25 protein-coding genes and 1 pseudogene are annotated in these 26,726 nt (G+C 32.8%); 8 read left to right on the forward strand and 18 right to left on the reverse strand.

What is annotated here, in order from left to right; all coding sequences use genetic code 11:
- Nucleotides 1–55 precede the first annotated feature (55 nt).
- Nucleotides 56–1,486, reverse strand: coding sequence for an amino acid permease (locus MY490_RS16180; RefSeq protein WP_248266604.1), 1,431 nt, complete (start codon nucleotides 1,484–1,486; stop codon nucleotides 56–58).
- A 39-nt stretch (nucleotides 1,487–1,525) separates the two neighbouring features.
- Nucleotides 1,526–2,812, reverse strand: a complete 1,287-nt coding sequence (gene kynU / locus MY490_RS16185) for a kynureninase (protein ID WP_248266605.1) — start codon at nucleotides 2,810–2,812, stop codon at nucleotides 1,526–1,528.
- A gap of 214 nt (nucleotides 2,813–3,026) precedes the next feature.
- Between kynU and MY490_RS16190 the strand changes: the two genes are divergently transcribed.
- The gene (locus tag MY490_RS16190) at nucleotides 3,027–3,638 is read left to right on the forward strand and encodes a TetR/AcrR family transcriptional regulator (RefSeq protein ID WP_248266606.1); all 612 of its coding nucleotides are present in this window, start codon (nucleotides 3,027–3,029) and stop codon (nucleotides 3,636–3,638) included.
- 48 nt (nucleotides 3,639–3,686) lie between these two features.
- Here MY490_RS16190 and MY490_RS16195 read toward each other — a convergent pair whose 3' ends face one another.
- From MY490_RS16195 to MY490_RS16205, 3 genes and pseudogenes are all read right to left on the reverse strand, one after another.
- Nucleotides 3,687–5,219, reverse strand: coding sequence for a class I adenylate-forming enzyme family protein (locus MY490_RS16195; protein WP_248266607.1), 1,533 nt, complete (start codon nucleotides 5,217–5,219; stop codon nucleotides 3,687–3,689).
- Nucleotides 5,220–5,562: 343 nt separating this feature from the next.
- A pseudogene (locus MY490_RS16200) lies at nucleotides 5,563–5,904 on the reverse strand (CoA transferase).
- An 870-nt stretch (nucleotides 5,905–6,774) separates the two neighbouring features.
- Nucleotides 6,775–6,924: a hypothetical protein gene (locus tag MY490_RS16205; protein WP_176522518.1), complete on the reverse strand. Its 150-nt coding sequence runs from the start codon at nucleotides 6,922–6,924 to the stop codon at nucleotides 6,775–6,777.
- Nucleotides 6,925–7,182: 258 nt separating this feature from the next.
- Between MY490_RS16205 and speB the strand changes: the two genes are divergently transcribed.
- A complete protein-coding gene (gene speB / locus MY490_RS16210) occupies nucleotides 7,183–8,127 on the forward strand; it encodes an agmatinase (RefSeq protein ID WP_248266608.1) in 945 nt (314 codons plus the stop codon).
- 125 nt (nucleotides 8,128–8,252) lie between these two features.
- The gene (locus tag MY490_RS16215) at nucleotides 8,253–8,834 is read left to right on the forward strand and encodes a TetR/AcrR family transcriptional regulator (RefSeq protein WP_248266609.1); all 582 of its coding nucleotides are present in this window, start codon (nucleotides 8,253–8,255) and stop codon (nucleotides 8,832–8,834) included.
- Nucleotides 8,835–8,874: 40 nt separating this feature from the next.
- On the opposite strand, the gene MY490_RS16220 is transcribed toward MY490_RS16215, so the two are convergent.
- The 6 genes from MY490_RS16220 to MY490_RS16240 form a co-directional block, all read right to left on the reverse strand.
- Nucleotides 8,875–9,129, reverse strand: coding sequence for a spore coat protein (locus MY490_RS16220; protein WP_248266610.1), 255 nt, complete (start codon nucleotides 9,127–9,129; stop codon nucleotides 8,875–8,877).
- 13 nt (nucleotides 9,130–9,142) lie between these two features.
- On the reverse strand, nucleotides 9,143–9,331 hold the full coding sequence (locus MY490_RS16225) for a hypothetical protein (protein WP_248266611.1): 189 nt from the start codon (nucleotides 9,329–9,331) through the stop codon (nucleotides 9,143–9,145).
- Nucleotides 9,332–9,459: 128 nt separating this feature from the next.
- Nucleotides 9,460–10,947 (reverse strand): amino acid permease, encoded by a 1,488-nt coding sequence (locus MY490_RS16230; RefSeq protein WP_282439801.1) that lies wholly within the window; start codon nucleotides 10,945–10,947, stop codon nucleotides 9,460–9,462.
- Nucleotides 10,948–11,677: 730 nt separating this feature from the next.
- Nucleotides 11,678–13,660 (reverse strand): alkyl/aryl-sulfatase, encoded by a 1,983-nt coding sequence (locus MY490_RS16235; protein ID WP_248266612.1) that lies wholly within the window; start codon nucleotides 13,658–13,660, stop codon nucleotides 11,678–11,680.
- Between the two features lie 83 nt (nucleotides 13,661–13,743).
- A complete protein-coding gene (locus tag MY490_RS22375) occupies nucleotides 13,744–13,962 on the reverse strand; it encodes a spore germination protein (RefSeq protein ID WP_432707087.1) in 219 nt (72 codons plus the stop codon).
- A 439-nt stretch (nucleotides 13,963–14,401) separates the two neighbouring features.
- On the reverse strand, nucleotides 14,402–15,436 hold the full coding sequence (locus tag MY490_RS16240) for an AI-2E family transporter (protein WP_248266613.1): 1,035 nt from the start codon (nucleotides 15,434–15,436) through the stop codon (nucleotides 14,402–14,404).
- Nucleotides 15,437–15,801: 365 nt separating this feature from the next.
- Between MY490_RS16240 and MY490_RS16245 the strand changes: the two genes are divergently transcribed.
- Together MY490_RS16245 and MY490_RS22175 are read left to right on the forward strand one after the other, a co-directional pair.
- Entirely contained in the window at nucleotides 15,802–16,239 is a 438-nt protein-coding gene (locus tag MY490_RS16245) for a hypothetical protein (protein ID WP_248266614.1), read from the forward strand.
- Between the two features lie 13 nt (nucleotides 16,240–16,252).
- Nucleotides 16,253–16,381, forward strand: coding sequence for a hypothetical protein (locus tag MY490_RS22175; RefSeq protein ID WP_282439802.1), 129 nt, complete (start codon nucleotides 16,253–16,255; stop codon nucleotides 16,379–16,381).
- A gap of 3 nt (nucleotides 16,382–16,384) precedes the next feature.
- Here the strand turns inward: MY490_RS22175 and MY490_RS16250 are convergent, their stop codons facing one another.
- From MY490_RS16250 to MY490_RS16260, 3 genes are read right to left on the reverse strand one after another with little or no spacing between them, the layout of a single operon-like run.
- Complete coding sequence (locus MY490_RS16250) at nucleotides 16,385–16,885, reverse strand: (2Fe-2S)-binding protein (protein WP_248266615.1); 501 nt, start codon at nucleotides 16,883–16,885, stop codon at nucleotides 16,385–16,387.
- Nucleotides 16,885–17,718, reverse strand: a complete 834-nt coding sequence (locus MY490_RS16255) for an FAD binding domain-containing protein (protein ID WP_248266616.1) — start codon at nucleotides 17,716–17,718, stop codon at nucleotides 16,885–16,887. The genes MY490_RS16250 and MY490_RS16255 overlap by 1 nt, the downstream gene beginning before the upstream one ends.
- 1 nt (nucleotide 17,719) lies before the next feature.
- Nucleotides 17,720–20,035: a xanthine dehydrogenase family protein molybdopterin-binding subunit gene (locus MY490_RS16260; protein ID WP_248266617.1), complete on the reverse strand. Its 2,316-nt coding sequence runs from the start codon at nucleotides 20,033–20,035 to the stop codon at nucleotides 17,720–17,722.
- A 321-nt stretch (nucleotides 20,036–20,356) separates the two neighbouring features.
- Here MY490_RS16260 and MY490_RS16265 point away from each other — a divergent pair, with 321 nt between their 5' ends.
- Genes MY490_RS16265 through MY490_RS16275 form a run of 3 tightly spaced genes read left to right on the forward strand, consistent with a single transcriptional unit; the run spans nucleotide 20,357 to nucleotide 23,935 of the window.
- On the forward strand, nucleotides 20,357–21,745 hold the full coding sequence (locus MY490_RS16265) for a spore germination protein (protein ID WP_248266618.1): 1,389 nt from the start codon (nucleotides 20,357–20,359) through the stop codon (nucleotides 21,743–21,745).
- A complete protein-coding gene (locus MY490_RS16270) occupies nucleotides 21,735–22,805 on the forward strand; it encodes a GerAB/ArcD/ProY family transporter (protein ID WP_248266619.1) in 1,071 nt (356 codons plus the stop codon). The genes MY490_RS16265 and MY490_RS16270 overlap by 11 nt, the downstream gene beginning before the upstream one ends.
- Nucleotides 22,802–23,935, forward strand: coding sequence for a Ger(x)C family spore germination protein (locus tag MY490_RS16275; protein ID WP_248266620.1), 1,134 nt, complete (start codon nucleotides 22,802–22,804; stop codon nucleotides 23,933–23,935). Before MY490_RS16270 ends, MY490_RS16275 begins: the two co-directional genes overlap by 4 nt.
- Before the next feature lie 14 nt (nucleotides 23,936–23,949).
- On the opposite strand, the gene MY490_RS16280 is transcribed toward MY490_RS16275, so the two are convergent.
- The 4 genes from MY490_RS16280 to MY490_RS16295 form a co-directional block, all read right to left on the reverse strand.
- Entirely contained in the window at nucleotides 23,950–24,879 is a 930-nt protein-coding gene (locus MY490_RS16280; protein WP_248266621.1) for a LysR family transcriptional regulator, read from the reverse strand.
- Between the two features lie 163 nt (nucleotides 24,880–25,042).
- On the reverse strand, nucleotides 25,043–25,372 hold the full coding sequence (locus MY490_RS16285; RefSeq protein ID WP_248266622.1) for a dockerin type I domain-containing protein: 330 nt from the start codon (nucleotides 25,370–25,372) through the stop codon (nucleotides 25,043–25,045).
- Nucleotides 25,373–25,392: 20 nt separating this feature from the next.
- Nucleotides 25,393–25,605: a hypothetical protein gene (locus MY490_RS16290; RefSeq protein WP_248266623.1), complete on the reverse strand. Its 213-nt coding sequence runs from the start codon at nucleotides 25,603–25,605 to the stop codon at nucleotides 25,393–25,395.
- Nucleotides 25,606–26,280: 675 nt separating this feature from the next.
- A complete protein-coding gene (locus MY490_RS16295; RefSeq protein WP_248266624.1) occupies nucleotides 26,281–26,721 on the reverse strand; it encodes a ferritin-like domain-containing protein in 441 nt (146 codons plus the stop codon).
- Nucleotides 26,722–26,726 lie beyond the last annotated feature (5 nt).

Below are 26,726 nucleotides of genomic sequence, written 5' to 3' on the forward strand. Positions count from 1 at the left end.
AAATTAAAAAGGAGTGTCGCAAAAACGAGAGACACCCCTTTATACCAGATTTATACTAAAATTTATCTACTTTCTGCTTAAAAACTGCTTCGTTACGTTGAATTTTCTGACCCTTATTTTTATTTATAAAAAAGTAAGCCACAGATAATACAATTAACCAAGGTATACCGAATTGAAGCATAATCTTAAAGCCAGTAAACCAAGAAGTAATCGTTAAACCCAACAATAAAATTGCTCCTAAAATTGTGAAGTATGGGAAACCGATCATTTTTACCGGTAATTTTCGACCGCCTGCTTTTTCCCACTTCCTTCTAAAAAATAGATGCGAAACAAAGATTGTCATCCAAGTAAACATAGCACCAAACATTGAAATACCCATCATAAATGCATATGAGGAATCTGGTAATACTGCATTTACGATTCCAGCAACTACAATACCAATAGTTGAAACTGCAAGAGCATTTACCGGAACACCTTTTTTACTTACTTTTCCTAAAATATTTGGCGCATGATTAGTTTTTGAAAGTGAATATACCATACGGGTTGAAGCATATAATTGGCTATTCATCGCTGACAAAGCTGCCGTTAAAATAATAAAGTTCATAAGTCCTGATGCAAAAGGGATATTTACTATTTCCATCACCTTTACGAACGGACTTTCATCAACCCCTGCTGATTTCCATGGAACGATGATGAGCATGATTGCAATTGTTAATACATAAAAAATTGATAAACGAAAAACTGTTGCTTTAAGAGCTTTCGGAACAGCAATATCAGGTTCTTTCGCTTCACCGGCTGTAACCGCTATCATTTCGGTTCCTAGAAAACTAAATAATGATATAAAGACGGCTACCCACATGCCCCACCAGCCAAATGGCATAAATCCTCCATCATTTGTTAAGTTCTCTACACTTATATTTCCATGGTTAGATGAACCAAACAAGACATACGATCCAAGTAGGATAAATCCAACAATCGCGCTTACTTTAATCATTGAAAACCAATACTCAAATGTTGCAAATGTATTAACACTTGTTGCATTTATATAGATTAATACTGCAGCAAAAAAGGTGATCCAAACGATTCCAGGTACAGTTGGAAACCAAAATTTCATATAGACTGCAATTGCACTTACCTCTACTCCAACAGCAAGTACTTGTGCCACCCAATATGAGTAGCGAACAAGATATCCCGCCATAGGATGTATATATTTTTCAGCAATTGTTCCAAATGAACCGCTAGTAGGATGTGCAACAGTCATTTCAGCTAAGCACCCCATGAGCAGTAAAACGATAAATGCACCTACTGCATAACTAAGTAATACGCTTGGACCGGCAGTTTTTATTGCTAGTCCGCTTCCAAGGAATAACCCCGTCCCAATCGCACATCCCATTGCAATCATCGTTAGTTGATTAGTTTTCAACTCCCTTTTTAAACCTTTTTCTTGCTCGTTTTCAATTTTATAATTAGTTGTGGATTTCTTCATGATTTCATCCCCTTGTCCCCTTAAATAGCCAAATAAAACTTACGCTACCACCTCACGTTCATTTTTAAATTTTTCATATTGTTTTTCAGTCATTATTTTCTTAAGTGTTTGAACAACTTCCCAAACTTCCTCGTAAGAAGTGTAAAGTGCCACTGGAGCCAGACGAATAATATTTGGTGCCCTAAAGTCAGGAATAATACCATTTTCTTTCAATGACTTACAAATACGTGCTGCTTCTTCATGCTCTAGACTTACATGTCCTCCTCGTCGTGCATCCTCTCTAGGAGATCCAATGAAGAATCCCATGTCTGCTAATTCTTTTTCAATACAATCCATTAAAAATTGATTTATTCGAAGTGATTTTTCTCGAATCGCATCAATTCCAGCTTCTGTAAAAATCTCCAAGGATCCGATTAATGGTGCACAACTTAATACATGTGGAGTCCCGATTTGAAAAGCTCCAACAGTTTCCGCAGGAGTTAGCGTGTGTTCCATATCAAATTGCTTATCTTTTCTAGAACCAAACCAACCTGCAAGTCCTGGCAATGTACCAAAATGTTTACGATTAACAAATAATCCACCTACACCACCTGGTCCACCATTTAAGTGCTTATAATTACACCAATAAGCAAAATCAACATCCCACTCACTAAAAGAATGTGGAATTGATCCAACTGAATGGCAACCATCAAAACCGATTAAAATTCCTCGTTTATGAGCTTCTTCAGTTAAGCGCTTCATATCTAAAATTTGACCACTGCGGTATAAAACTGTTGGTAAAATTATCAAGGCAATTTCTTCCGTCATTGCATTAATAATGTCTTCCTCTTCTAAATAGCGTCCATCCTTACTTTTTACGCAAATTAGATCTAGTTCAGGATCTAATCCATGAATACGTAGTTGACTTTGAAGGGCATATATATCTGATGGGAATGTAAGCTCATCAGCTAATATCTTTTTTCTATTCCCATCCGGTTGGAAAAAAGTAGCTACTAATTGATGTAAATTGACCGTCGTGGAACCGGTTACAATTACTTCCTCAGATGAAGCACCAACTAAAGGAGCTAATTTTTCTCCTAATTTTTCAGCCATGAAAAACCAAGGATGATTTCCATTTGTCCAACCATCTATTCCATAGTTCTTCCAATCTTCCAATGATTCTAGTAATGTACGTTCAGCTCTTTTTGAAAGTAGACCTAATGAATTACCATCCATATAGATTGATTCAGGATTTAAGTAAAACTCATCTCTATACTGTCTCAGTGAATCAAGACTGTCCATTTTTTGGGCGTATTCTAATGTTATTTCTGTAACTTTCGTATTCATAATGTTCCTCCTCTATCAATCTACTATTTAAATATATTGTGAAAAAATCATATCAAAATAACTGACATCATGTCAATGACATAATGTCAAATATTCTGATAATAAAAAATTTTACTTATAAATAGCTGGTTTTATGTTAATCTTACTTAAGATTTCTTTCATTTTTATAAATTTACCTTTATGCTAGAAGTAACATATGTTGGAGGATCATAGTATGAGTAATGACAAAGTAGAAACTAAGCGTCAATTACGTTCATTAATGACAAGACAAAAACTTCTAGAAGCTGCTAAAGAAGTATTTCTTGAAGAAGGATTTCAAAAGGCGACTATAACACAAATGATAAAAAAAGCTGATATTGGCTACGGAACAGCTTATGTACACTTTAAAGGTAAAGAAGAGATTTTAATTGTGTTAATGGAAAATGTAATGGAAAGATTTTATGAAATTGCCGAAACTCACTTTTTTCCTGAAACGAAAGAATCCGCTGAATCGATTATTTATAAACAAGCTACTTCTTTTCTAAAAATGGCAGAAGATGAGCGCAATATGATGCAAATTTTTGAACAAGCTATCGGAGTATCTGAAATCATCTCAGACAAATGGAAAACGATTCGTGAAAAGTTTATTGATCGCATCTCGATTGATGTTAAATATGCACAAGAAACAGGTTTAGCAAGAAAAGAACTAAATCACGAACTAGTCGCGCGTGCTTGGTTTTTTACAAATGAGATGTACTTATGGGAAATCGTTCGAAAAGAACAGCATTATACCATTGAAGAAATTGCAAAAACAATCACTTCACTTTATACAACTGGTCTTTATTAAGAACCAAAATTAAGAGCTCAAATTTAAAGTTTGAGCTCTTTTTAATTTCTATTTTGAATTTGTGCTACAATACATTTCTCGTAAGATAAACTTCTGAACTTTCCCAGATGCGTTTCGAGGAAGTTGATCGATAAATTCAACAACTCTAGGAATCTTATACCCTGCCATTCTTTCACGGCAAAAAGCTTGAATCTCTTCAAGAGATGTACGATGATTTGGTTTTAATACCATAATCGCCGTTACGGCCTCCCCCCATTTAGCATCAGGCGTACCGATCACTGCTGCTTCTAAAATAGCAGTATGCTCATATAGAACGTTTTCAATTTCAACTGAATAAATATTTTCTCCACCAGAAATTAGCATATCCTTACTACGGTCAACTAACGTTATATATCCCTCTTCATCTACTACTGCTAAATCTCCTGTATAGAGCCAACCGTCTTTAATCGTTTCTGCTGTTTCTTTCGGTTTTTTATAATATTCCTTCATGATTGTTTCACCTTTTAAGATCAATTCACCAACTTCACCAGGTAAAACTTCTTCATTTTGCTTATTAACTACTTTAATAATTGTATAGAGTAAAGGTGTTTTTCCTGTTTTTCCTAAATAGTGCTCATGATCTTCTGGAGAAAGATAAAACCCTGTAGGTCCCCCTTCTGTTAAACCGCATAAACTGAAAAACTGATTTGTATTAAATAATTTCATGCTTTTCATTAAGATTTCAGTGGGCATAGGCGCTGCGCCGTATGCACATCTTTTTATTGAAGAAAGATCATATTGGTCAACACTTGGAACTTGCTGTAAATAGTTATACATTGTAGGAACACCAAAAAATAAAGTAATTTTATATTTTTCGATATCCTTTAAAACATTTAACGGATTAAAATCTCGCTGAATTATATTTGTCATACCTAAATATAAACCTGGTAATAGAAAGATTACGAGCTGAGCACAATGGAATAATGGAGCAACATGTAAAAGCCGATCCTGACAGCTTTGTCCCATTACCGCACTCAATCCATTTATGAGCTTTTCAATTCGTTTATAATCGAAAAGCGCACCTTTTGGTTGTCCAGTCGTACCTGAAGTATATAGCAAATGAAAATCATCGTCTCCTGAAATCTCTACTTGGGGATCTTCGTCAATTGAAGTCAACACATCATAGAAGCTTAAACAATTCGGTGATGAAGCTAAAGGAGCAGTAATGATATTTCTTACTTTCGATGAGGACTTTGAAGCATCTAAAACGACTTTTTCTAGTTCTGAATCACAAACAACAAAAACACTATCCGACTGTTTTAAAATATATTCAACCTCTCGAGAAACAAGCCGGAAGTTAATTGGAACAACAACAGCTCCTACTTTTACAGCAGCACAATAACTAATCACAAATAAGTCAGAGTTTGCCATCATAAGAGCTAGTTTTTCACCTTTCTTTAAACCTAGTTTCTGTAATCCCCATGCAAAACGATTAACCATCTTATTAAATTCCTTGTATGTGTATGTACGGTCTTGATAGACTAATGCTAATTTATCTGGGTGCCTTTGTGCGTTTAACGATAATACATTTCCAAAACTCATTTGCTTACCCCCATATTAAATAATTTAGATTTAATCAGTTGACCTAATAACTCCTTTTTCAATGAATTGATTAATTGTTTGATCACCATATCCTAAATTTAATAAAACCTCTTTTGTATTCGTACCAGGTTTCACCCCAACATGTTGATAAAAAACACTGACGATTTAAAAGGTGAACCAATTTGCAATTGATTTGTACCGTCATTTTTTTGGACGTTTACTAAAAGCCCCCTTTCTTTTACTGAGGCCACTGAAAAAGTAAATTTTGATCAAATTTTACTTTTTACGAAAAATCAATTCCCATAAAAACCACGATTTTTATAGATAAAGTGGGGATGACACATTACGCTCGATTTCGATACGGACCTGTTTGACCATAACCTGTAATTGAACAGTAAATTAGTTTCGAATTTATTTTCTTTAATTGCTCATAACTTAAGCCCAGCTTTTCCAGCACACTTGGTCGAAATTGTTCAATGACAATATCGTACTCCTTTACTAGCTTGTAGTTTATTTCAGTGCCTTCTTGGCTTTTTAAATCAAGGGTAATAGAGCTTTTAGAGCGATTAATCGTTTGATGTGCGGCGGATTGGTCCCCATCTTATGGAGGTGAAGTTTATAATAAGTCGGGATGATATGGAGATTCGATTCGTAATACTTCTGCACCTAAATCCACTAGAATCATAGTTGCATAGGGACCCGGTAAAAGACGTGTAAAATCCAGAATTTTCAATTTATTTAACAGATAGTAAACTTACGATTCAATATAATTTCTCCCTCCATCTCACTAGTTTCTCCTTGTACATTAATTATTCTAGATTACTTGGTATCTCTCCTTTTTCAAAAAAGAATGATATAGAATATTGATTAAAATCAACCATTTTTAACCTAATTATTTAATTGAAAAAAAGGTTCACTTATAGATTGTGGAATATTATTAACTTCAACAAAATAATAGACTTTGAACAAACCAAAAGCAATAAGGTTTATTGAATATATGATCATTACATTTATAATCGTATCTATTATATTTCTAATAATTGCAAATTTATTTTATTACTAAAGTTTGGTGCGTCTCCTTTGCTCTAATAACCTCCCATTTTAATTAGACAAAACTTTTGACATGCCGATGCAAATGAAGGTTTTAAAAGATGACATTGCATTAGACGAATTTTTGCAAGTAGTATTGGTGAAAATTACACTATTTGAATATTTATTTAAGACTTATAATAAATATACACTATTAACTATTCTTAATAATTTATATAACTTCTACTTTGTAAATTTCGTTCAATGAAGGAGAAAAAATATGTACAATACAAAATCAAAGTTTAACAATCGATTAAACGATCTAACATTAAGAAACACTTATCCGAACGATATAATAACGATCGAACCTCAAAAAAAACGTTTGAGTTCGAAGTGTATGGCGATTACAGATATAACAATTAAATGCAAAAAATGAACCAATCAGAAATGGTCGGTTCACTTTTTACAAGTTTTCATTATTGTTCAAATGAATTCACTGCTTTTAAAAACCACTTAAAGTAGTTTTTTAATCACGCATTGCTCCTGCCTCACGCGAAGTCATCGCTCCCTGTCCATGGCTAACATCACTTTGTATTTGTTGTTTTACTTTTTGTGGATTCGTTCCCGATTTCATATTAGTTCCCATATTCCCTTTTCCTTGCTGATTCTGTGGCATAATATCCCTCCTAAGATTATTGTTAAACAATCATATTATTTACAAAAACCCTTGGTATATCCCACGGAATAGACTAATTTCATATAAAGAATGAGCAATTGTTACAAGGCTGTCAAAATAACCAATCCCTTTTTTTGAATAAAAAATAATCATCTTTCTACATTAATAGTTTGACTATTCAGATTTAACAAACTATAATCATATTAAACTAACTACCGGTAGTTAATAACCGGAATAAAAAATTAGGAGATGATTTTTGTGAAATATCCACTTTCCCCTGATGTAAAACCTGAGTTTTGTACAACTGGAACGTTTATGAGATTACCATCTGCAAGAGAAAATGCGAAATTAGCAATCGTTGGCATGCCTTTTGATACTGCTGCCTCATTTCGTGTTGGTGCACGATTTGCTCCTCAAGCAATCCGCCAAGCTTCTATGACTTTATTTCCTTATCATCCAATTCATAAGGTATATCCATTTGACGACAGCAATGCCATCGATATTGGAGATGTATCAGTTATTCCTCATAATATTCATCGAAGCTATAAACTAATGGAAGACGCAATGTTTGAATTAATGGATCGTAATATGATCCCAATTGGTTTAGGGGGTGACCACTCCATTACTTTAGCAAACCTACGAGCTGCAGCTAAAAAATATGGCCCGGTTGCGATGATTCACTTTGATTCGCATACTGACACTTGGGATACATATTACGATGAAAAATATTGGCATGGTTCACCTTTTATCCGAGCTCACGAAGAAGGACTTCTAATTCCAAACAAAGTCTTCCAATTAGGGATTCGAGGCACATTGAATCATCCAGGAGACATAGATGCTAGCCATGAGCTTGGGTACAATGTTATGACTACTCCGGAAATGTATGAACGTGGTTTTGAAGGTATTTTAACCGAAATGAAACAGGTAATTGGTGATACACCATGTTTCCTAACTTTTGATATTGATTTTGTCGATCCTTCTTGTGCTCCAGGAACTGGAACTCTTGAAGTAGGTGGATACAATAGTATGGAAACTTTAAAAATGATCCGCTCATTAACTGGATTCAATTTTATTGGCTTTGACATCGTTGAAGTACTTCCATCATATGACCCAACTCAAATCACATCGCTTTTAGCTGCAACTCTTGTACATGAATTTGCAAGTTTAGCTACATTGCAAATTAATAAAGAAAACTCAAAATAATTTTTCACTTAAAAAGTTCTGTTATCTAAACAGAGCTTTTTTACATTAAATCTCAACAATATTTAGACTTCACAAAGATTCCAGTTTATAATCTAGCTAACAAGAGTTAGTTTCGGAGGATGAAGATGACTAAGGATAAGATTATTGCAGCAGCACTTGCCCTGTTTTCCAAAAATGGCTATGAAGGCACAAGTTTAACTGAAATCGCAAAAGCAGTTGGAATTCAGAAACCGTCAATATATAACCATTTTAAAAGTAAGGAGGAAATCTTTCTTACTATTTATGAAAATATTTTATGGCTTCATGTGAAAAAAGTAGACGAACTAATGGGAGAAATAAGCGAACGATCTGCAAAGGAACAACTTTACCAAATTCTAAACGTAACATTTGAATATTATATTGAGTTCGAGGAACAATCTACTTTCGTGAACCGCGCTGTCTTTTTTTCTCCTGAACCATTAAAGGAGCAATTACATACACAGTTCATGGAATCTGAAGAAGCCATGTCGACTATTTTAAGATCAGTGATCGATAAAGGGATTAAAAATGGTGAAATTCGAGCAGGAAATGTAGAAGATTTTGTTATGTCATATTATTGTCTAATTGATGGCATCTTCATTGAACTGTCCTATTATGGAGCTGAAAAGATGAAGCCAAGGATTTCAAATATATGGAGGAACTTTTGGTACGGTTTTAAAAATGAATAAAAAAAGGCGTTCGATTACTCGAATGCCTTTTTGCAGTATTTTACTGATTTGAAGTCAATTCAGATTTGAATTGCTGTACGATCTCATCTGATGCAGGTGCTGCCGGTTTGTAAAATCCTTTTTGAAGTGCATAATTGTACAATGTACGCTGACGTGCTTCATCTTGATTGCGTAATTGGATTAAAGTTTGTCTTAATTCGTTATTATTTGACTCATTAATGAATCCAGCGTAAGCTGCTAAACTAGCGTTAAGCCCTGCTAAGTAATCATTGACCATATCTTTATCTTGAAGCATAATATTAATCCCCTTATCCTAAAAAATTTAAAAGCTGTTGCTTTGATTGCATTGCTGATTGTGCGTCTCTTTGTAATAAAGCTCTTAATTCAGGATCAGAGCAAGCCCCCGCATAAGCCTCTAATTTATTTGCGATTGTACTATGCCCTCCGATAATATGACGTAGGTTTTCTAATTCAAGTTCTGTTAATGAATTACTCATACTTACGATCTCCTTTCGAACATAAATTGACATTCTAACATTATTAATTTTCCAAAATCCTGTAAAATAATACGTAAAAAAGCTCAATCTATCGAATAATAGATTGAGCTTTTTAATTTAACTATAAACTATAACTCACTGCTGAAATCAGCTTCTTCTAATTTAACCTTCTTCGTTTTCATCACTACTTTATAGCCAAGGTATCCAAGAATAAATAATGGTAGTCCAATATAAGAAACTGCAATACCATACCAGTCAATTTTTTCTCCAGTAAATGCTCCATAATTCGTTCCAAGCATTGCAACTAAACATAAAACCGTTGCTAAAATCGGACCTAATGGGAACCACTTTGCTAAATAAGGTAGATCCTTTAATTTTCTTCCTTGCGCGATATACGCTTTACGGAAGCGGTAATGTGTAACTGAAATGCCTAACCAAGAAATATAACCAGCTAGTCCTGCTGCATTTAGTAACCAAGAGTATACTGTACCATCACCAAATAATGAAGTTAAAAAGCAAAGGGCACCAATTAGAGTCGTCGCAATTAATGCACTTACTGGAACTCCACCTTTATTAACTCTTTTTAAGAACTTTGGTGCTTTTCCTTCTTCAGCTAATACCCATAATACACGAGAACCAACGTATAAGCTTGAATTACCCGCTGATAAAACTGAAGTTAATATAACTGTATTCATTGCAGCAGCTGCAAAAGCAAGTCCTGCATGTTTAAATACTAAAGTAAATGGACTGATCGCAATACTATCAACGTCTCCACCCAATAAGTTTGGATCTGTATAGCTGATTAAACAGCCGATAACGAAAATCGCTAATACGTAGAATAATAAAATACGCCAAAAAATTTGCTTGATTGCTTTTGGAATATTCTTTTCAGGATTTTCACTTTCCCCTGCAGTTACTCCGACCATTTCGGTTCCTTGGAAAGCAAAACCTACAATCATAAATACACTAAAAATCGATAAGAAACCACCTTTAAATGGTGCTTCTCCTTTTGTGAAATTATCAAATCCACCTGTATGACCACTCATAATACCGAAAATCATTAATAATCCAACTACAATAAAAATAATGATTGTAGCTACTTTAATAATTGAAAACCAAAACTCAGATTCTCCATATCCCTTTACGGATAGTACATTTAACCCAAAAATTAAAACAAGGAATATAGAACTCCATACGATCCCTGGAGTATGTGGGAACCAATATTTCATAATTAAAGCCGAAGCCGATAATTCTAATGCAAGGATGATTGCATTGTTATACCAATAATTCCAACCAACAGCGAAACCAAGGGCTGGATCGACAAATCTTGAAGTATATGTGCTAAATGAACCCGAAATCGGAATTAAAGTTGCCATTTCAGCTAAGCTAGTCATTAGGAAATAAACCATGATACCAGCAATTAAATAAGCAACAAGAGCTCCACCTGGTCCTGCATCATGTATAGTTGCTCCACTCGCCAAAAATAGACCAGTACCAATTGTACCACCCATAGCGATCATTGTTAAATGTCTCGTTTTTAGTTTTCTTTCTAATTGCTCTTTTTTAGGCGCGTTACTTTGAATAGTGAAATCATTTTTACGGTTTGTATTTTGCATGAATACACCTCTTTACTATAAATTGAAATTCCCCCAAATACGTAAAAGGCAGTTTAAATCTTTTAATAGCTCACATTCCAATCGATCCATTGGCATTGTCATTCGGTCAACAATTTACAAACCACAGACTAAGCTACCTATTTAATACTAAGCCTGGAAACTGAGCGATGTAAAGATGAAAATCCTCCCTTCTGAATAAAACAAAGGAACAAATCGAATACCTTCAATGCTGATAGCGTTTTCATTTTTTTTGCTTTCATCATCGAATTGTACTTAATTAAAATTATCATAATATGGCGAAAAATAGAAGGAGTTTTTTCATTGTTTAGATAATTTAGAGTTATTTAAGAATAGTTAAATTTTCAAAAATCGTATATTTATTTGAAACAATAAATATATATTAAATCCAAGTTCAGCATACTTCAACTATTAATTTTTAGATTGGAAAAAATTATATAATGAAAGCGCTTTGTTAACGTTTAAAATTGTTTTTCCTTATTTATTAATCTCTAGACTTGTAAGCAGTTCCCAATAAAAGAATCTGTAGATAGGAAAATCATCACTCTTTTTTAGGTGAAATGTCCTGATTTTTTATCTTTCATTTCATCGACTCTATACAAAAAAATGAATAAAACCAGTTCAAAAATTTTCTGAATTTTTAGAACGAAAAATTCAAAAAAACATTCTTCATATCTCCAAAAGAATGTTTTTGTCACCTAATTCTAATTTCTTATGGGGTAACGATATTAACCCAAAGATTAAAGTGATCAAATAAAGTTAACATCTCTTTAAACTTCTCTTTATTCCCAGTAATGCTTAACTTTCCATTTGTAATTGCCTTTTCTACATCGAGTTTCCCATACATAATTAAATAAAAAGTTACTTTATCTACAATTAATGTTGCATCAGGACTTGGAGCAGTTAAACCATCACTATAATTTAAAACGGCGTCTTTTATATCAAATGTGTAATTTGTTTTCAGATCAGTAAAATTCACGTTAAATGTAAAACGCTTATTCTCTGCTTTTGGACCATTAAGCGTGATCGAAAGATAATCAAAAAAATCTTTTACACTCATATTTAAGATCGATTGTTGGTCTACAGTACTGAATGTTTGTGAATCATCTGTCTTCCTAATACCTTTTCTCAATTCCTGTGCACCCGTCAAATAAACATTTCTCCAGGCTGCCGATTCGGCCCTGTATCCTAACTGCTCGTAAGATTTAGCTAGTAAGATCTTAGCCTCTTTGTTATTTGGATTTGCCATGGCTACGTTTTTCAAAACTTGAGCAACAAAGCGATATTCACCTTTCTCAAAATCCAGTTTTGCAAGCTTAAGAACCTTCTTTTCTCCACCCATGTATTGAACATATTTCGTTCCAGTCTCTACTTGTGGGAGTGGATCTAAATCAGAGGGATTACCATTAAAATAACCTAAATAATAGTTGTAAACTGCTTTAGCATTTTGCTTCAAATCACCATAATATCCTCGATTCGCCCAATATTTATCAAGACTACTAGGTAATTTTATTTGTTCAGCTATTTCATCTGCAGTGTAACCTTGGTTGGCTAGCCGAATTGTTTGATCATGAATATACTTATATAAATCTCGTTGCTTAGTAAGGTGTTCTATTACACGAGATTTCCCCCATAACGGCCAGCTATGTGCTGTAATTAATGTATCGATTTCTTCTTTACCAAATAACTTAATTGTATCATCCAAAGCTTTCACCCACTCAGAAGCATCTCGTGTTTTTGCTCCTCTTAAGGTATAAAAATTATGCATAGTATGACCGGTATTTTCAGCCACTACTAACGTTTTGTAATCATTTATGTAATAATGCATTTCTGATGGTGCTTCAGTATTTAAGGTTAATAAAAACTTGAACTTAACTCCATCTATTTCCATCATTTGTACTTTATCTTTTATTTCAACTGTCGGTGGCAGAAAGCTGATTGTACCTGTACTAATTCTAGGACCAATCCCATTTGTTACATATCCTTTTTTATTTACAGGTAAAAGATTTCCGAACATATACCCAGCTCTTCGTGACATGATATTACCTAAAAGGATATTCTCACTTACTACTTCCTTCGAAAAGTTTAATGGAGCAATAATTGGTACCTTTTCTGGATTACTAGCGTATTGTATAACTCCTTTTACCCCTCCAAAATGATCAGCATGACTATGACTGATCGCTACTGCACTAACTAACTTTTTAGGTCGATTCGCATAATATAATTCCATTGCTGCTTTAGCAGTTTCAATTGTTGATAATGCATCTAATATGATTAAACCAGTTTTACCTTCTACAATTGTCATTATAGATACATCTTGCCCACGAATTTGATATACCCCATCGACTACTTTATAAAGTGCAGGAGTATTTAGTAATTGAGCTTGTCTCCATAAGGATGGATTGACTGTTAAGGGTGAAGTCCCTTCATTCATTATTGAATATTGATTGCGATCCCAAATAACAGCACCTTTTGAATTTTTTATTTGATCTTCCATTAATGGTGCTATGAACCCCTTATTAGCATCATTAAAATCTTGCTTATCATTGAAATTTAATTCACGATAAATTTTTTCATTTTTTTTAACTGTATCCAAAGTAGGAGGCATCGCCTGAGAAGAAACGTTTTGAGAAAAAGTGGTAGTAAACAAATACGATAGTATTAGGAAAAATGATAATCCTTTAGTTTCAAACATGATTCGACTCCTTCTAGTCATCAACAGATAGAATTGGAACAAAAAGCAACATAAGATCTTCATACGTTACTCTTTGATCCAAATTATTTTTTATGAGGATATGTCTGTTTTCTATTAATAATCTTCCTTAAATTTCTTCTAAACAGAGCATCTTTCATTTCTTTCGGGTTAAATGGAATAAACGGCGGTACCAAATATGGAACCCTCATTGGCCTAATTGATACCATATAAGCGATCAAAATAATGATTCCGATGCTAATCCCTTTTAAACCAAAGCAGAACCCTAAAAATAAAAAACTAATCTTAACGGATTAACGTTACAGAAAGAATCAGTTTTGCAGTGAACTGAAGTTTGTCTAATTACACTAGCCCCTATGAGTGAAACAATAAAAGCTTAGTTTCTGACTTTGCGAAAAAAATCTTGGCAAATTTATGCGGTTCCAGTCTTGATGAAAACGGACCACTGTTTCAAATAAAAATTACCTTAAACATATTTTTATTTAGTTGGTCTTATAGATTCTAAATTATGTAAATATTTGTGCAGTCTAGGAAATTCAAATTAAAAGTGTAGTACTTTTTGATGGAGGTATCCGAATACTTTGTGTACTTTATTCATAAAGTTAAATAGAAATCATTATCTAAAATTGAAAAGCAGTTCATTAAATTTATTAAATTGGAAATGAATTTGTAGGTTAAATAGAAAAAAAGATGATATCGTCAACACGATATCATCTTTTTAATTTATTCAGTTAGTTCTTCTTCCTTATTTTCATGATCTGTTACGCCTAATACATCTAATAAAAAGATGAAAACTGGTATCCCGATAATAAGACCCCATACGCCAAAAAATCGTTCAGAAAAGACTAGAATAAGAAATGTATAAAAAACTGGTAAGTTCGTTTTAGCTGAAATAAGCTTCGGATTTAAGAAATAGCTTTCTAGTGAGTGTAACACAAGGATCATGATGATCACATACATAATATGAGCCATTCCACCGATTGTATAGGCAATCGTACAAAGCGGAATTAATGAAATAAACATTCCTGCTACAGGGATTAATCCAAGTAAGAAAATCAAAAAGCCTAAACCGATTAACTGAGGAAATCCCATAAATCTTAAAGCTATTACCGATAGAATACAATTCACAAATGCAATGATAAACTGCGCTTCAATCACTTTTCCAAAAGAACGCGAAAATCTTTCACCAAAATAGGCCATTTCATTATAAAAAACTGATATTTTACTATTTTTAAATTTTTGAGTAAAAGCTATAATTCGAGGTTTTTCAAGTAGAAAAAAGAAGCTCAGAACTAGAGCAATTAATACTTCAATCCCCCATTGACTAATATTAGATGCATACTTATATAAAAAATCTAATCCTTGCTCTGTATAACCTGATATTTCAACCTTTTTAATTGCTGTAACGATATAGTTTATGATTTTCTCATCTGGTGGATTCATATAAAACGTTTTTATTTGGACGATTAGTTGAACAACTTGAGTTGTAATAATCGGTAAATAATTATAGATTCCAAAAACTAACGCCGCCACAATGACAACATACAAAGAATAGACAACAACTAAACGATTAACTGGCAGTATCTTATTTAATCTATTCGTAATAAATTTATGTATCCGATTCATTAAATAAGTAAAAATGAAAATTAGTAAGACTAAATTTATTATTTTCCGAATTAATATCAACACTAGAACGATACATAAAATAATCGCTAATCGTTTAAAAGTGCTACTTTGATAAAACTTTTTTACATCCATTCTACAACCTCCTTACTTTTTATCCTATTTGCCTATGTAGTATGGAATTATCTTAAACTCTATACAAGCATAACCACATCCCAAAAGGAAGTGGTTCATAAACGTTGTGTCTCTTTTCATTTTTATTTAGTAAGATCTTCATTTATGATTTTTTCATTTAATAAATTCTTAATATTAAATAGCACCAATTAATATTTTATCAATTCTAATACTAAAAATAAAGATGCTGCTACCAATAAAGTGTAGCAGCATCTTGTTATTGAACTTTTTATGTCAAAATTTCTTTTCCCCTCTTTGCCCTTTCCTGCTTTCTTCATTCACAATTGGGCACATAGTGAATACTATAGGCATGAGGGTGTGATTCAATGAATGACTATAAAATTAAAGAAGATCTTCGTATTATCGCTACTCTTCAAAGAGATTTAAATGTCGCTACTGCTGCACTATTATTAACTGGTCAAATTACGTTAATAGGTGTTTTTGTAACGTCTGGTGAATTTAGTCTTTCTCTAAGTGGCCCCTTATTAGGTAGAGAACGTATAGAAAGTAAATATGGAGATCAATTAACAAATACTCTCATTGATGTAATCGATATAATTATTGCGATTTTATTATTAATTGATGAAGTTCGAGTTGTAAGTTCTGTTATAGGACCTGGTAGATTCACATTCAATGTCAGTGGTCCCATTTTCGGTGCACCAGTTAGCGAACCGACACTTCCTTTTCTAAAAAAAACGTATTACTTTTGTAAAAAAATTGTTTCGAAACATTTTGATATTGATCCGCGAATCTTTAGTAAATAAAGGAATGGTGATTATGTCTTTAACAGATATCCCTACGGTAAGACCAACTGATACACAAGTTTTTCTTATGGCAATTTCTGTCATTTCGTTTATTTTCTTCTTTACTCAACGAAAAGCAAGTGATTCAACACAGGTGAGTTAAGAATCACAATTCGTCTTTTTCAAACTCGGGTTTATCTCTATTTTCGATAACTGATAAAACAGCTTCATTAATCTCTTCATAGCATGTGCATCTACAAATATTCGAAGATAGCCATTCCTTCATCGTTTCATAGGTTGGATGTGGATGTTTTAATAAAAGAGAATGACAATTCATAATAAATCCAGGAGTACAATAACCACATTGAAACGCAAAATTTTCAACAAATGCTTTTTGGATTGGTGAATCTTTTAACCCTTCAATTGTTGTTATTTTTTGACCAACTGCCTCGATGGCAAGCATTATACACGATTTATATACTGTATCATTTACTACAACTGAACAAGCCCCACAATCTCCATTTAGGCAGCCTGGCTTTGCTCCAGTTAGACCTAGTTTAGTTCGTAACACATAAAGGAGAGTATCAACTGGACGGATCTCCACTTGTCGAATTTCATCATTAATGCTTAAAGAAACACTTAATTTTTTGCTTGGAGACTGGTCCATTACCTTCCCTCCATTTCTAAAATGATCTCTTCTATTGTGTTTTTTAGTACAAATAGTCGGTACTCTTTTGTGCCTTCAATATCGTCAAGTACTTCACCAGGAATGAATTGAATGGCTTTTTGTATTCTTTCTTCTACACTCGAGTTCGTATTATTTAGCTCGGCTTCCATTTGCTTTGAACGAAACGGAAAAGGACATAGCCCACTAAAAGCAAAACGCAATTGATTATCCGATTTAATAGATGCGATCGTCAGTAATGGATAACCCGTATCCCATTGCTGACGTTTTTTTATGCTCATATATGGTAGATTGATATATTTCTTTTCCGTTAACAGCTGGATTAGAAGTTGTCCGTCTTGGAGCTGAAGGTTTTGATTGAAGATTTGTTCGATTGGATAAGCCTCTATACCATTGTACCCGGCAACAACCACTTGGCTATCACATAGTAGAAACGGTAATACTGCTTCACGGTAAAAAATTTGACCACATAAATTTCCACCTAAAGTTATTTTATTCCTTGCAGTTCGATCAGCTATTTCCATAGAAGCTTTAGAGAGTAATGGAAAGAGGTTTTTTTCTTCAATATGAGTAAGTAAAAGTGCGGCACCTGCTATTAAATAGTCCTCATTAAACTCAAATAATTGACACTCTTTTAGATCTTTAATATCGATTAGAGCATCTGTTTCGACGAGGTTTAAACGACCAAGTGTTATGATTTCTGTACCACCTGCATAGTAAATGGGTCTTTTGTTTTTAGCTTTTAAAAAATAAAAAGTCTCCAATGCTTCTTTAATCGTCATTGGTTTATAGTAATCTATATTAGAAGTTAACAAACTATACCCCACCTTTTATTTTCCATAATAGTTCTGGGATAATTGGTAAGTTGTAAATTTCAGCTGAAATTGCAGTTGAAAGACTATTTCCAAGAGCAGCTGGCATCCCCAGTAACCCATGTTCACCTACCCCTCTTGCACCAAATACAGCATCGATTTGTGGTGTTTCAACAAACGCAACTTCATATTTAGGGTTCTCTCCAAATCGAATTGGTCGATAAGTTCGTAATTGTGGATTTAGTACCTTCCCATGCGCATCGAAATAAAAGGTCTCTCTTCCTGCAAAAGATAGTCCCATACTCATTGCACCTTTAACTTGACCAGTTGCAGTCTTAATGTTAAGTACTTTGCCAATGTCAACAGCTGTAACTGCTTTAAGAATCCTATACTCATATGTTTTCGTATCGATTTCTACTTCTACACCATGTGCACAAACCGTCCACTCTGGTCCTGGCTTTCCGGCCCCAGTTTCTGGATCCATACGGGTTAAACCCGTTAATATATAGTGACCCCTACCTATTATTTGTCCACCAATCGAATTTCCATTTGGAAATGTGTATCCGTAAGCAATCTCTTTAATTGGAATATTTTTAGTTGGTTCACTACTTAAGTAAACTTTTCCATAACCAACTTCTAAATCCTCAACAGGAGCACGCAAAATAAATGAGGCTAAATCTTTTAATTGTTTAATTAAATCTTCAGCAGCTGCTAACAATGCTCTTCCTGCCATGAATGTCCCTCTACTTGCAACAGTTTTCCAATGCTCTGGTGTGTTTAATGTATTAATCTTCATTTGAACATGAATATCGTCTACATCCATTTTTAGAATCTCTGCTAACATTTGAGCAAGTATTGTTTTAGTACCTTGACCAATCTCTACAACTCCAGAAATTAAATTAATACTCCCGTCTTCATTATAGATTAATATGACACCTGAACTTGCATTTGGTGTAATGGTAGAAGTTTTCCACGAGCAACTAATTCCTTTTACTCTCAATTTATGATTACCTATGTCAATAACCTGACCTTCTTGCCAATTGATTAATTCTTTCATTTTTTCAATACATTTAGGTAGATTTCCAACTGTACTTGAATTTAATACAACTTGGGTAGGCGTTTGATCACCAGGTTTAATTGCGTTTCTTTCTCGGAGTTCGATCGGATCCATATTTAATTTTCTTGCAAGAATATCCATCGCTCGCTCGAATGCGAAATGTACTTCTGAATGACTAAAACCTCTAAAAGGTGCGGGGTATGGATGATTCGTATACATGCATAAAGAATCACACCAAATATTTTCGATATTGTAAGGTCCTGTACAATCAACTGCCCCTGCCCTAGTTAAATCAATTGATTTATCAGCATATGCTCCGCCATCCCAAAAATATAGAATTTCTGCAACTTTGAGCATTCCATCTTTTGTACATCCTAGTTTTACATTTGCTTCTAGACCAATATGTCCAGGAGATGAAAGCATATCATTTTCACGAGTATTATATATTTTAACTAATCTACCATTTACAGCTCTTGAAGCAATATAGGCTAATATCTCTAACTGAACTGCTCCTTTCCCACCATACCCCCCACCAACAAAAGGAGTGTTTACAATGACTTTTCCAGGCTTAATTCCAAAATAATCTCCAATTAAATTCTTAACCATAAATGGTGCTTGGGATGAGGTGGTGATCTCAACCGTGCCATCATGATGGATTTGAGCATATGAACATCTTGTCTCCATCGCAGCATGGTCTGATGGTCTGAATGCAAAACTTTCATCAATCATAACTTCACTTTCTCTCCAGCCTTTATTAAAATCTCCTTTTCGGATTTTTATCCTAGTAGCAATATTTGTACCAGGTTCTGGATAAACTCCTTCAGTAATTTCATACTCTCCTAGTTTTGGGTGTAGGAGTGGCGCATCTTGTTTAAGTGCTTCAGATGGAGAATTTACAACTGGAAGTAATTCATATTGTACTCTTACTAAATTAGCAGCTTTATTCGCTTCGTACTGGGTATCCGCTACAACGATTGCTACTACTTCACCAAAAAAACGAACGCGATCAAAAGCTATTGGATAACGGTCAAGTATTCCTTCTCCTACTAAAGGTAGATTCTCGCCAAAAATTATTTTTCTGACACCTTGTACTTTTAGAGCATCGGTAGCATCGATACTTTTAATCATTGCATGAGCGTATGGACTTGTCACTAATTGCCCGTGTAGCATCTCATTTGTCTCAAAGTCACCTGTATATTTAGCACGGCCTGTTACTTTTTCGAAGGACTCTTTTCGGGGGATCCCTTTTCCAATTATATGCATAAAGTTTCTCAACCCCTTTCCTATAAAAAAAACTTAATTAATACCTTTTCAATATTGCTAAGATGATTCTATATTTTTTGCAAATTACAAACTCCTTTATATTTCTATCTATAAAATTTCTTTAATATAAGATTCTCTAAAAAATTTATGTTTCGAATACTAAAAAAATGCCCAGATAGACGAATCGGGCATCTTTATATAATGAAAACTTTTCCATAACAGATTATATAAGTATTTTAGGATTGTTTTTCAGTACATATCTAATTCAGTCTTGGGAATATTATTTTTATACTTTACGGAGTTTTTAAGGAGTTGGTTTGAATGGAAGTAAATGAAAAAACCTCCATGTTAGATGAAGTCAAAAGTTCATTTCAATCAAGTTCAGATTTTAAATATAAAAAATACTCAACTGGGGAAGTAACTCTTCATTTATTCTATTTAGACACAATGATCGATTCAGAAGTTATTCAAACCCATATACTAGAACGTGTTCTTTCAAAAGATGATTCAGATCGAATTAAAACAACTATCTTGAATACAGAAGATGCAAATACACTTGATGAATGTATTCAGTTTATTCTTTCTGGTAACGTCATTGTTTTTAATGATAATAATAAAAGTAAAGCAAAGTCATATTCTGTACCAAGTAATAATAGCGATCGGTCAATATCAGAATCACTTACTGAAACTGTTTCATTAGGTGCGCATGATAGCTTTGTTGAGAGTCTAAACATCAATTCAACTTTAATTCGAAAAAGATTACGTACGAAAGAATTAATCATCAAAAAAATGGCAGTTGGTAAAAAATATCCTGTGTCGATTTCCATTTTTTATTTGAACGATATAACACCTCAAACTATGATTGAAACAATTGAACAAAAATTAAAAGAGCTAGAGTCAAGTGGAAAAGTTGAACCTGAACGAATGATTGAATCCGTACATATTCAAAATATTATCGAAGAGTACCCCTCTTCTCCCTTTCCACAAGTAATGTTCACTGAAAGACCCGACCGTACAGTTCGTCATTTATTAATAGGTAAACCTGCAATTATGATTGATAATGATCCTAATGCCTTATTATTTCCTTGTGATATTTATGGTTATTTTCGTAGTGTAGACGATTTTAATTTCCGATGGCTTTTTGGGATATTTTTTTATTGCTTAAGAATGGTCGCATTTTGGATTGCTGTATTATTACCTTCAATTTATATTGCTATTACAACATATCATTCGAATATTTTACCGATTTCTATTTTTTATACTTTAAAACTATCAATTGAAAATGTCCCACTTCCACCAATAATTGAAGCCTTTTCGATGATTATTATTTTAGAGCTTTTGAAGGAAGCACCTTTAAGACTACCGAATCCGATTGGGTCTACAATCGGTACAGTTGGAGCGATTGTCTTAGGGACCTCTATTGTACAAACGAATTTAATTTCAAATTCTATGGTTGTTGTCATTGCGTTCACAGCCGTTGCATCATTCTCACTTCCATCAAGGGAAATGTCGATTGCTTCAAGAATTATGGGAATACCTCTCTTAGTCCTTTCATCATTTTTTGGATTTATTGGTATTTCCTTAGGCATCTTTATGATTTTAGCTCACCTATCAAAAATTAGAGCATTTAGTTACCGTTATGTAGAAAATCCAGGTTTCTCAGAATTTGTTTTGTTAAAAAATAGGAAGGGAAAACAACATGATCAATAATAAACACCTATTCTATTTAATTATATTTACACAATTCGGTGTTGCCATTACAAGCTTGCCTAATGTTATTTATAAAAAAACTGGCCATGATGGTTGGATTTCGACTCTTATTGCTGGTTTAATCGTTCAAATTTTAATATTCCTTTATTATAGTTTATATAAAAATTTTCCAAACAAAAGTTTTACTGACTATACAAAACTAATCACGAATCCATTTATTGGAACTTGTATTAATATTTGTTATTACATCTATTTTTTGTATGTAGTTCTACTAATATCTTTGAGATTTTCTGATATTATCACGATATGGATTTTTCCAAAAAGCCCTTCTTGGCTTATACTCATTTTATTTTTATTCACCGCATATTTTGTCGCAAAAGAGGACATCCAAACAATTGCCAGAACATATGTACTCTGTACTTTTATCTTTCTGATTTTTATCTTATTTCTTCTATCTTCTTATAAAAATGTTCATATAGGTAGAATATTACCAATTGGTCAAAATCCAATTAAAAGTATCAGCTCTGGTGCATATTCTTCATTTATTCAAATGTTAGGTTTCGAAATTTTTTTATTTTTATCACCAAGCTTTCAAAATACAAAAAAGAAATTATTTACTTTATCACTCGCAAATTTTTTTACGACAATTATGTATACTTTTGTTATTTTTACATCGTTTATCCGATTAAGTAACAAAGAAAATAGTTATATCATAGATCCAATCCTTTATATATTTAAAACCTATCAATCAAAGATGATTGACAGTCTAGATACACTATTTTTAAGCATTTGGACAATTGTCATTTGTGCTACAGTAGTTAACTATATTTATATCATTAGTGAAGATGTACATAAACGCTTATCTTTAATTGTAAAAAGTAGGAAAAGTATAGTACTTTTCCTACTTTTCATCATATTTGCTTTTTACCCTTTTATTTCATTATTTGTTATAAAAAGAGAGACACTCACTAACTTTGCAAGTTATTTGGATCCAATCTTTATTATCATCATTCCATTCCTATTGTTCCTTATTCATAAAGTTAGGGGGCTAATAAATTGATTCGTAAATCATTAATCGTTTTTTGTTTATTTCCATTACTTTTATTAACCACAGGTTGTTGGGACACAAGAGCAATTTCTGATAAATCTTTAATCAATGGAATTAGTTTTGATTTAGATCAAGATAAGAAAATTGAAATTAGTGCATTAATCTTAGATATAATCGGTAAAGGTGCTGGCGTTTTCGACTTTCAAAACGAATCTGTTAATTCTATAAAAGATTCTGTATCACAAGCTGGAATGAATATTCAGTCTTTTTTACCTGGAGATCTAACGACTTCCAAAACTAGAATAATACTCTTAGGTGAAGACTTCTCAAAAACAGAGTTTATTCATCTTTTAAGTACATTTAGACGAAGACCTTTTTCAAACCTAAACGTTCCAGTCGCCATAACAAATAAACAACCTGCAAAAAAAGTTTTAGAATTAAAAACAGTTGGTTCGAAACCGTTATCATTTATATTAAGAGACACAATTGATCATTCTGTAACCAATTCAATTATACAAAAAATGGAGCTTTATAATATATTCACGTATTCTTCTGAAAAGGTTGACTTCACTTTACCAATTATAGATATAACACCAAAAGATCGAGTAGAAGTGGTTGGAGCAGGTTTACTTCATCATGGAAGCTATACAGGTCATTTAATCCCTTCAGAACAATCCCCACTTCTTTTAATGATGATGGGGAAATACGGAAATACCGGCAATTTTATTACGAAGCTTCCTAAAAAATATAAAGAACCATATAATACGATTTCCTATGAAATTATTCGACCTAGTAGAAAATTAAACGTTTCTACTACAAAAAATAAGATTGATGTAAATGTAACTTTGAAAGTTAAGGTTAGAATAACTGAGATGACGACAATTAAAATGTTAGATGAAGATAAATTTTTGGCATTTATCCGAGATGATTTGAATAAAAGAGTCAAAAACGTGATTGACGAAATTCAGCTTGCCAATAGTGATGTACTGGGGATTGGACAATACTTAAGTGAACATAAGCCAGGAGTTTGGAAAAAACTAAATTGGGAAAAAGAATATCCCACTATTAAAATCCATTCAAAGGTGAATGTAGTTATATTAAGTACCGGTGCAATTGGAAGCGAGTCACAGATTGAGGAATAAAAAAGATAGTGGAGTCAGTCTATTCCCCTGACTTCACTATCTTTTTTTATACTATTATTAAACTGTAATTTTATTTTCTCAATAAATTCTCTTGCCAATGGTGATAAATTTTTCGATGCTAAATAAATCAGCCAAAAGTCAACGTCAAAAGTTGACTCATCCTTTAAGGGAATTATTTTAATGTCTCCGCTTTTAACCATTGGACGATTTCGAATTGAAAATTCATGTATATACAAAATTGCTTGGCTCTCTTTTACTAACTCAAAAAGTAAGCTACTTCTATTCGTTTGAAGGACAACATTTTTAGAATTCATTTTTGAAACTTTTTGTAGTGCTTTATAGTCCGAGTTTTTATACATTACTATTTTGGCGTCTATTAATTCACTAGGAGATACAGAATCATAAGAATAAAACGGTGATTTTTTACCGACTGCAATGCACATATGTCCTGAATGTAGGTGTTCATATTCAATGAATCTTTCTTTTTTCAACTCTTCGTTTGTAGCAGGAATAAGTGCAAAATCGTAATCTTGTTTAGTAAAATTTTGAATAATATTAGCTGGATTTTCTTCAACTACTTCAAATGAAACTTCATTTTGTTCCTCATTAAACTCTACCATTGTTTCTTGAAGAAGATAAGTAAAGGTAGGTGCTGTTAAAATTTTCAAATGAGAATTACTTCTACTTTTAATATCATGAATTTCTTTATTAAGGTCCTTAATGGTACTTAATAAAGCAAGTGCCTTTGCTATGACTATTTGTCCTTCAAAAGTTGGTATTACACCTTGTTTTGATCGGTTAAAAATTTTTATTCCAAGCTCATTTTCTAACTGAGTAATTGATTGACTCATGCCAGAAGGTGATATAAATAATTTTTCTGCAGCTTTTGTAATTGATCTTTCTTTAGCTGCGTATACAATATGTTCCATCTGATCGAAATTCATGTTACACCACTCTCTTTGTAGAACAGATATCTTAATTAATTTTATCTTATTTTCGAAATAAATGCATCATTCTTAGTATTAGCTTTATGTAAACTAACATACTTATTGATACAGAATAAAAATTTAAAAGAGAAGCCAAATGAGTGGCTTCTCCTATTTGATATTAGTTTAAACCCAATTGAGTTAAAACATCATCAAGCGTGACACCTTTATATGATGTCTTTGCCTTAGGTGGATTTGGAATTGAACTATTTTGTAAACCAAAGTTTTTAACTACATAATCCATATCTTTTTTGTTTACAACACCATCAAAGTTCAAATCACAACCTACTTTATTTGTACCCCAATATGTTTGTATATTTAATGCGTCTAAAATATCAATGACATTATCTTTATTTGTATCGCCAGCTGCAGCTTTAATGAGATTAAAGCTTATTCTATTTCCAATTGTTTCTCCACGAACATCACTTGATAAAAGAAGTGGCTTATACATTGTAAAATGTCCTGGTACATCTACTTTAATCGTATAATCATTTTTATTTTTGCACCTACTGTTCTTCGTTTAAAACAAAGCAAGATTTCTCTGATCTGTAAAAGGAACAAGCGCTCCCTCAAATTGTGATTCCCCATCAAGTCCTGAATAAGTTGGCTTAATACTTTAATTCCTTTATGACTTAATGGTGAAGAAACTCCCTTTGCTCTCATTAAATCTTTGTTCGATTCCACTACAAACCACCTATGTAATAATATTATTGAAAAAAAAGAGCATAACGTAAATTGGGGGAATTTGAAAGTTCTTCTTTCATACTAAAGACTTAACTTTCTTTTCTTTTATTGAAACATATGTCGTAATTACAAATTTATTGTAGAAATATCAGTTTTTTCAATAGATATTCACATCCACTTTACATAATTTGTAGTTTTTTGTAATTAAAAACCACTTGAAGTTGGGGGAAAATTATCGATTACAATAATAAGTTGATTCATTAAAGTTACTATTTATTTTAAAAATTTTCGAAATACTACATTTGTACTATCAATTATCTTAAAGACTAGAAAGTAAGAATGCAGAAACATTTTATCTTTAAATGAATCTGTACCTCTATAAGCGATACCGATTTCATTTTTTGATTCTGCAAGAAACCAGATGACTCAGCCAGTTTGTTCCATTAAGGAATAAGCACTGGCTGAACAAAGTAGGTCTGTATTCTAAAATCAGTATTTTGTATATATCTACTTGCAAAAGGTTTAAAATGAGATTACCTGCTTGATCCATAATTTTACTTTAATAGGATCTTTAAGTGCTGATGCAAAACTCCACACTTGTTGATTTTAATTTGTGATTTTTGAGATGAGGATTCCGAATTATGATCTTCCATTCTAATTGATCATCTCCCCTAGCTAACCTAATTTATTTTTTGTAAAAAAATATAGGAACCATACAGCATGATTTTGCTCATCTTTTGCTGCTCTATTAAAAGCATTTTTTATGAATTGATTTGATGTTTCATCTGAAATACTTAAGTAAAAGTCAACTGTTTCTTGCTCATCCTTTAGTGCAAACTCCAAACCTTCAATATAAGTATCGGGACAATTTTCAGATACTTTAGCCTGTGGATGTCTACCTGTTAAGCTAGTATAAATTGAGACAAATTGGTTGTAATGTTTAATTTCATCCTCCTTTATTTCCAAAATTATTTTGCGTTCATTTTTATTCTTTGTCATATCCGCTAATTTTGTATAGCAACTAATTGCTGAATATTCACCATTTATCGCTTTTTCAATGTCATTAATTAATTTTTGATTTCTAAACAAATCACCATAATCTTGATAATAATACATAATAA

The organism is Gottfriedia acidiceleris (assembly GCF_023115465.1).
GTDB classification, from domain to species: Bacteria; Bacillota; Bacilli; order Bacillales; family Bacillaceae_G; genus Gottfriedia; species Gottfriedia acidiceleris_B.

Excerpts from the sequence above, each read along its gene's own strand:
- MY490_RS16245 (WP_248266614.1), top strand. The coding sequence starts at position 15,802 with ATGAATGACTATAAAATTAAAGAAGATCTTCGTATTATCGCTACTCTT.
- MY490_RS16220 (WP_248266610.1), bottom strand. The coding sequence starts at position 9,129 with ATGCTTCAAGATAAAGATATGGTCAATGATTACTTAGCAGGGCTTAAC.
- MY490_RS16190 (WP_248266606.1), top strand. The coding sequence starts at position 3,027 with ATGAGTAATGACAAAGTAGAAACTAAGCGTCAATTACGTTCATTAATG.
- MY490_RS16235 (WP_248266612.1), bottom strand. The coding sequence starts at position 13,660 with ATGTTTGAAACTAAAGGATTATCATTTTTCCTAATACTATCGTATTTG.
- MY490_RS16295 (WP_248266624.1), bottom strand. The coding sequence starts at position 26,721 with ATGTATTATTATCAAGATTATGGTGATTTGTTTAGAAATCAAAAATTA.
- MY490_RS16205 (WP_176522518.1), bottom strand. The coding sequence starts at position 6,924 with ATGCCACAGAATCAGCAAGGAAAAGGGAATATGGGAACTAATATGAAA.
- MY490_RS16265 (WP_248266618.1), top strand. The coding sequence starts at position 20,357 with ATGGAAGTAAATGAAAAAACCTCCATGTTAGATGAAGTCAAAAGTTCA.
- MY490_RS16280 (WP_248266621.1), bottom strand. The coding sequence starts at position 24,879 with ATGAATTTCGATCAGATGGAACATATTGTATACGCAGCTAAAGAAAGA.
- MY490_RS16180 (WP_248266604.1), bottom strand. The coding sequence starts at position 1,486 with ATGAAGAAATCCACAACTAATTATAAAATTGAAAACGAGCAAGAAAAA.
- MY490_RS16225 (WP_248266611.1), bottom strand. The coding sequence starts at position 9,331 with ATGAGTAATTCATTAACAGAACTTGAATTAGAAAACCTACGTCATATT.
- MY490_RS16240 (WP_248266613.1), bottom strand. The coding sequence starts at position 15,436 with ATGGATGTAAAAAAGTTTTATCAAAGTAGCACTTTTAAACGATTAGCG.
- MY490_RS16270 (WP_248266619.1), top strand. The coding sequence starts at position 21,735 with ATGATCAATAATAAACACCTATTCTATTTAATTATATTTACACAATTC.
- MY490_RS16250 (WP_248266615.1), bottom strand. The coding sequence starts at position 16,885 with ATGGACCAGTCTCCAAGCAAAAAATTAAGTGTTTCTTTAAGCATTAAT.
- MY490_RS16285 (WP_248266622.1), bottom strand. The coding sequence starts at position 25,372 with ATGTATAAGCCACTTCTTTTATCAAGTGATGTTCGTGGAGAAACAATT.
- MY490_RS22175 (WP_282439802.1), top strand. The coding sequence starts at position 16,253 with ATGTCTTTAACAGATATCCCTACGGTAAGACCAACTGATACACAAGTT.
- MY490_RS16230 (WP_282439801.1), bottom strand. The coding sequence starts at position 10,947 with ATGCAAAATACAAACCGTAAAAATGATTTCACTATTCAAAGTAACGCG.
- kynU (WP_248266605.1), bottom strand. The coding sequence starts at position 2,812 with ATGAATACGAAAGTTACAGAAATAACATTAGAATACGCCCAAAAAATG.
- MY490_RS16260 (WP_248266617.1), bottom strand. The coding sequence starts at position 20,035 with ATGCATATAATTGGAAAAGGGATCCCCCGAAAAGAGTCCTTCGAAAAA.
- MY490_RS16195 (WP_248266607.1), bottom strand. The coding sequence starts at position 5,219 with ATGAGTTTTGGAAATGTATTATCGTTAAACGCACAAAGGCACCCAGAT.
- MY490_RS16215 (WP_248266609.1), top strand. The coding sequence starts at position 8,253 with ATGACTAAGGATAAGATTATTGCAGCAGCACTTGCCCTGTTTTCCAAA.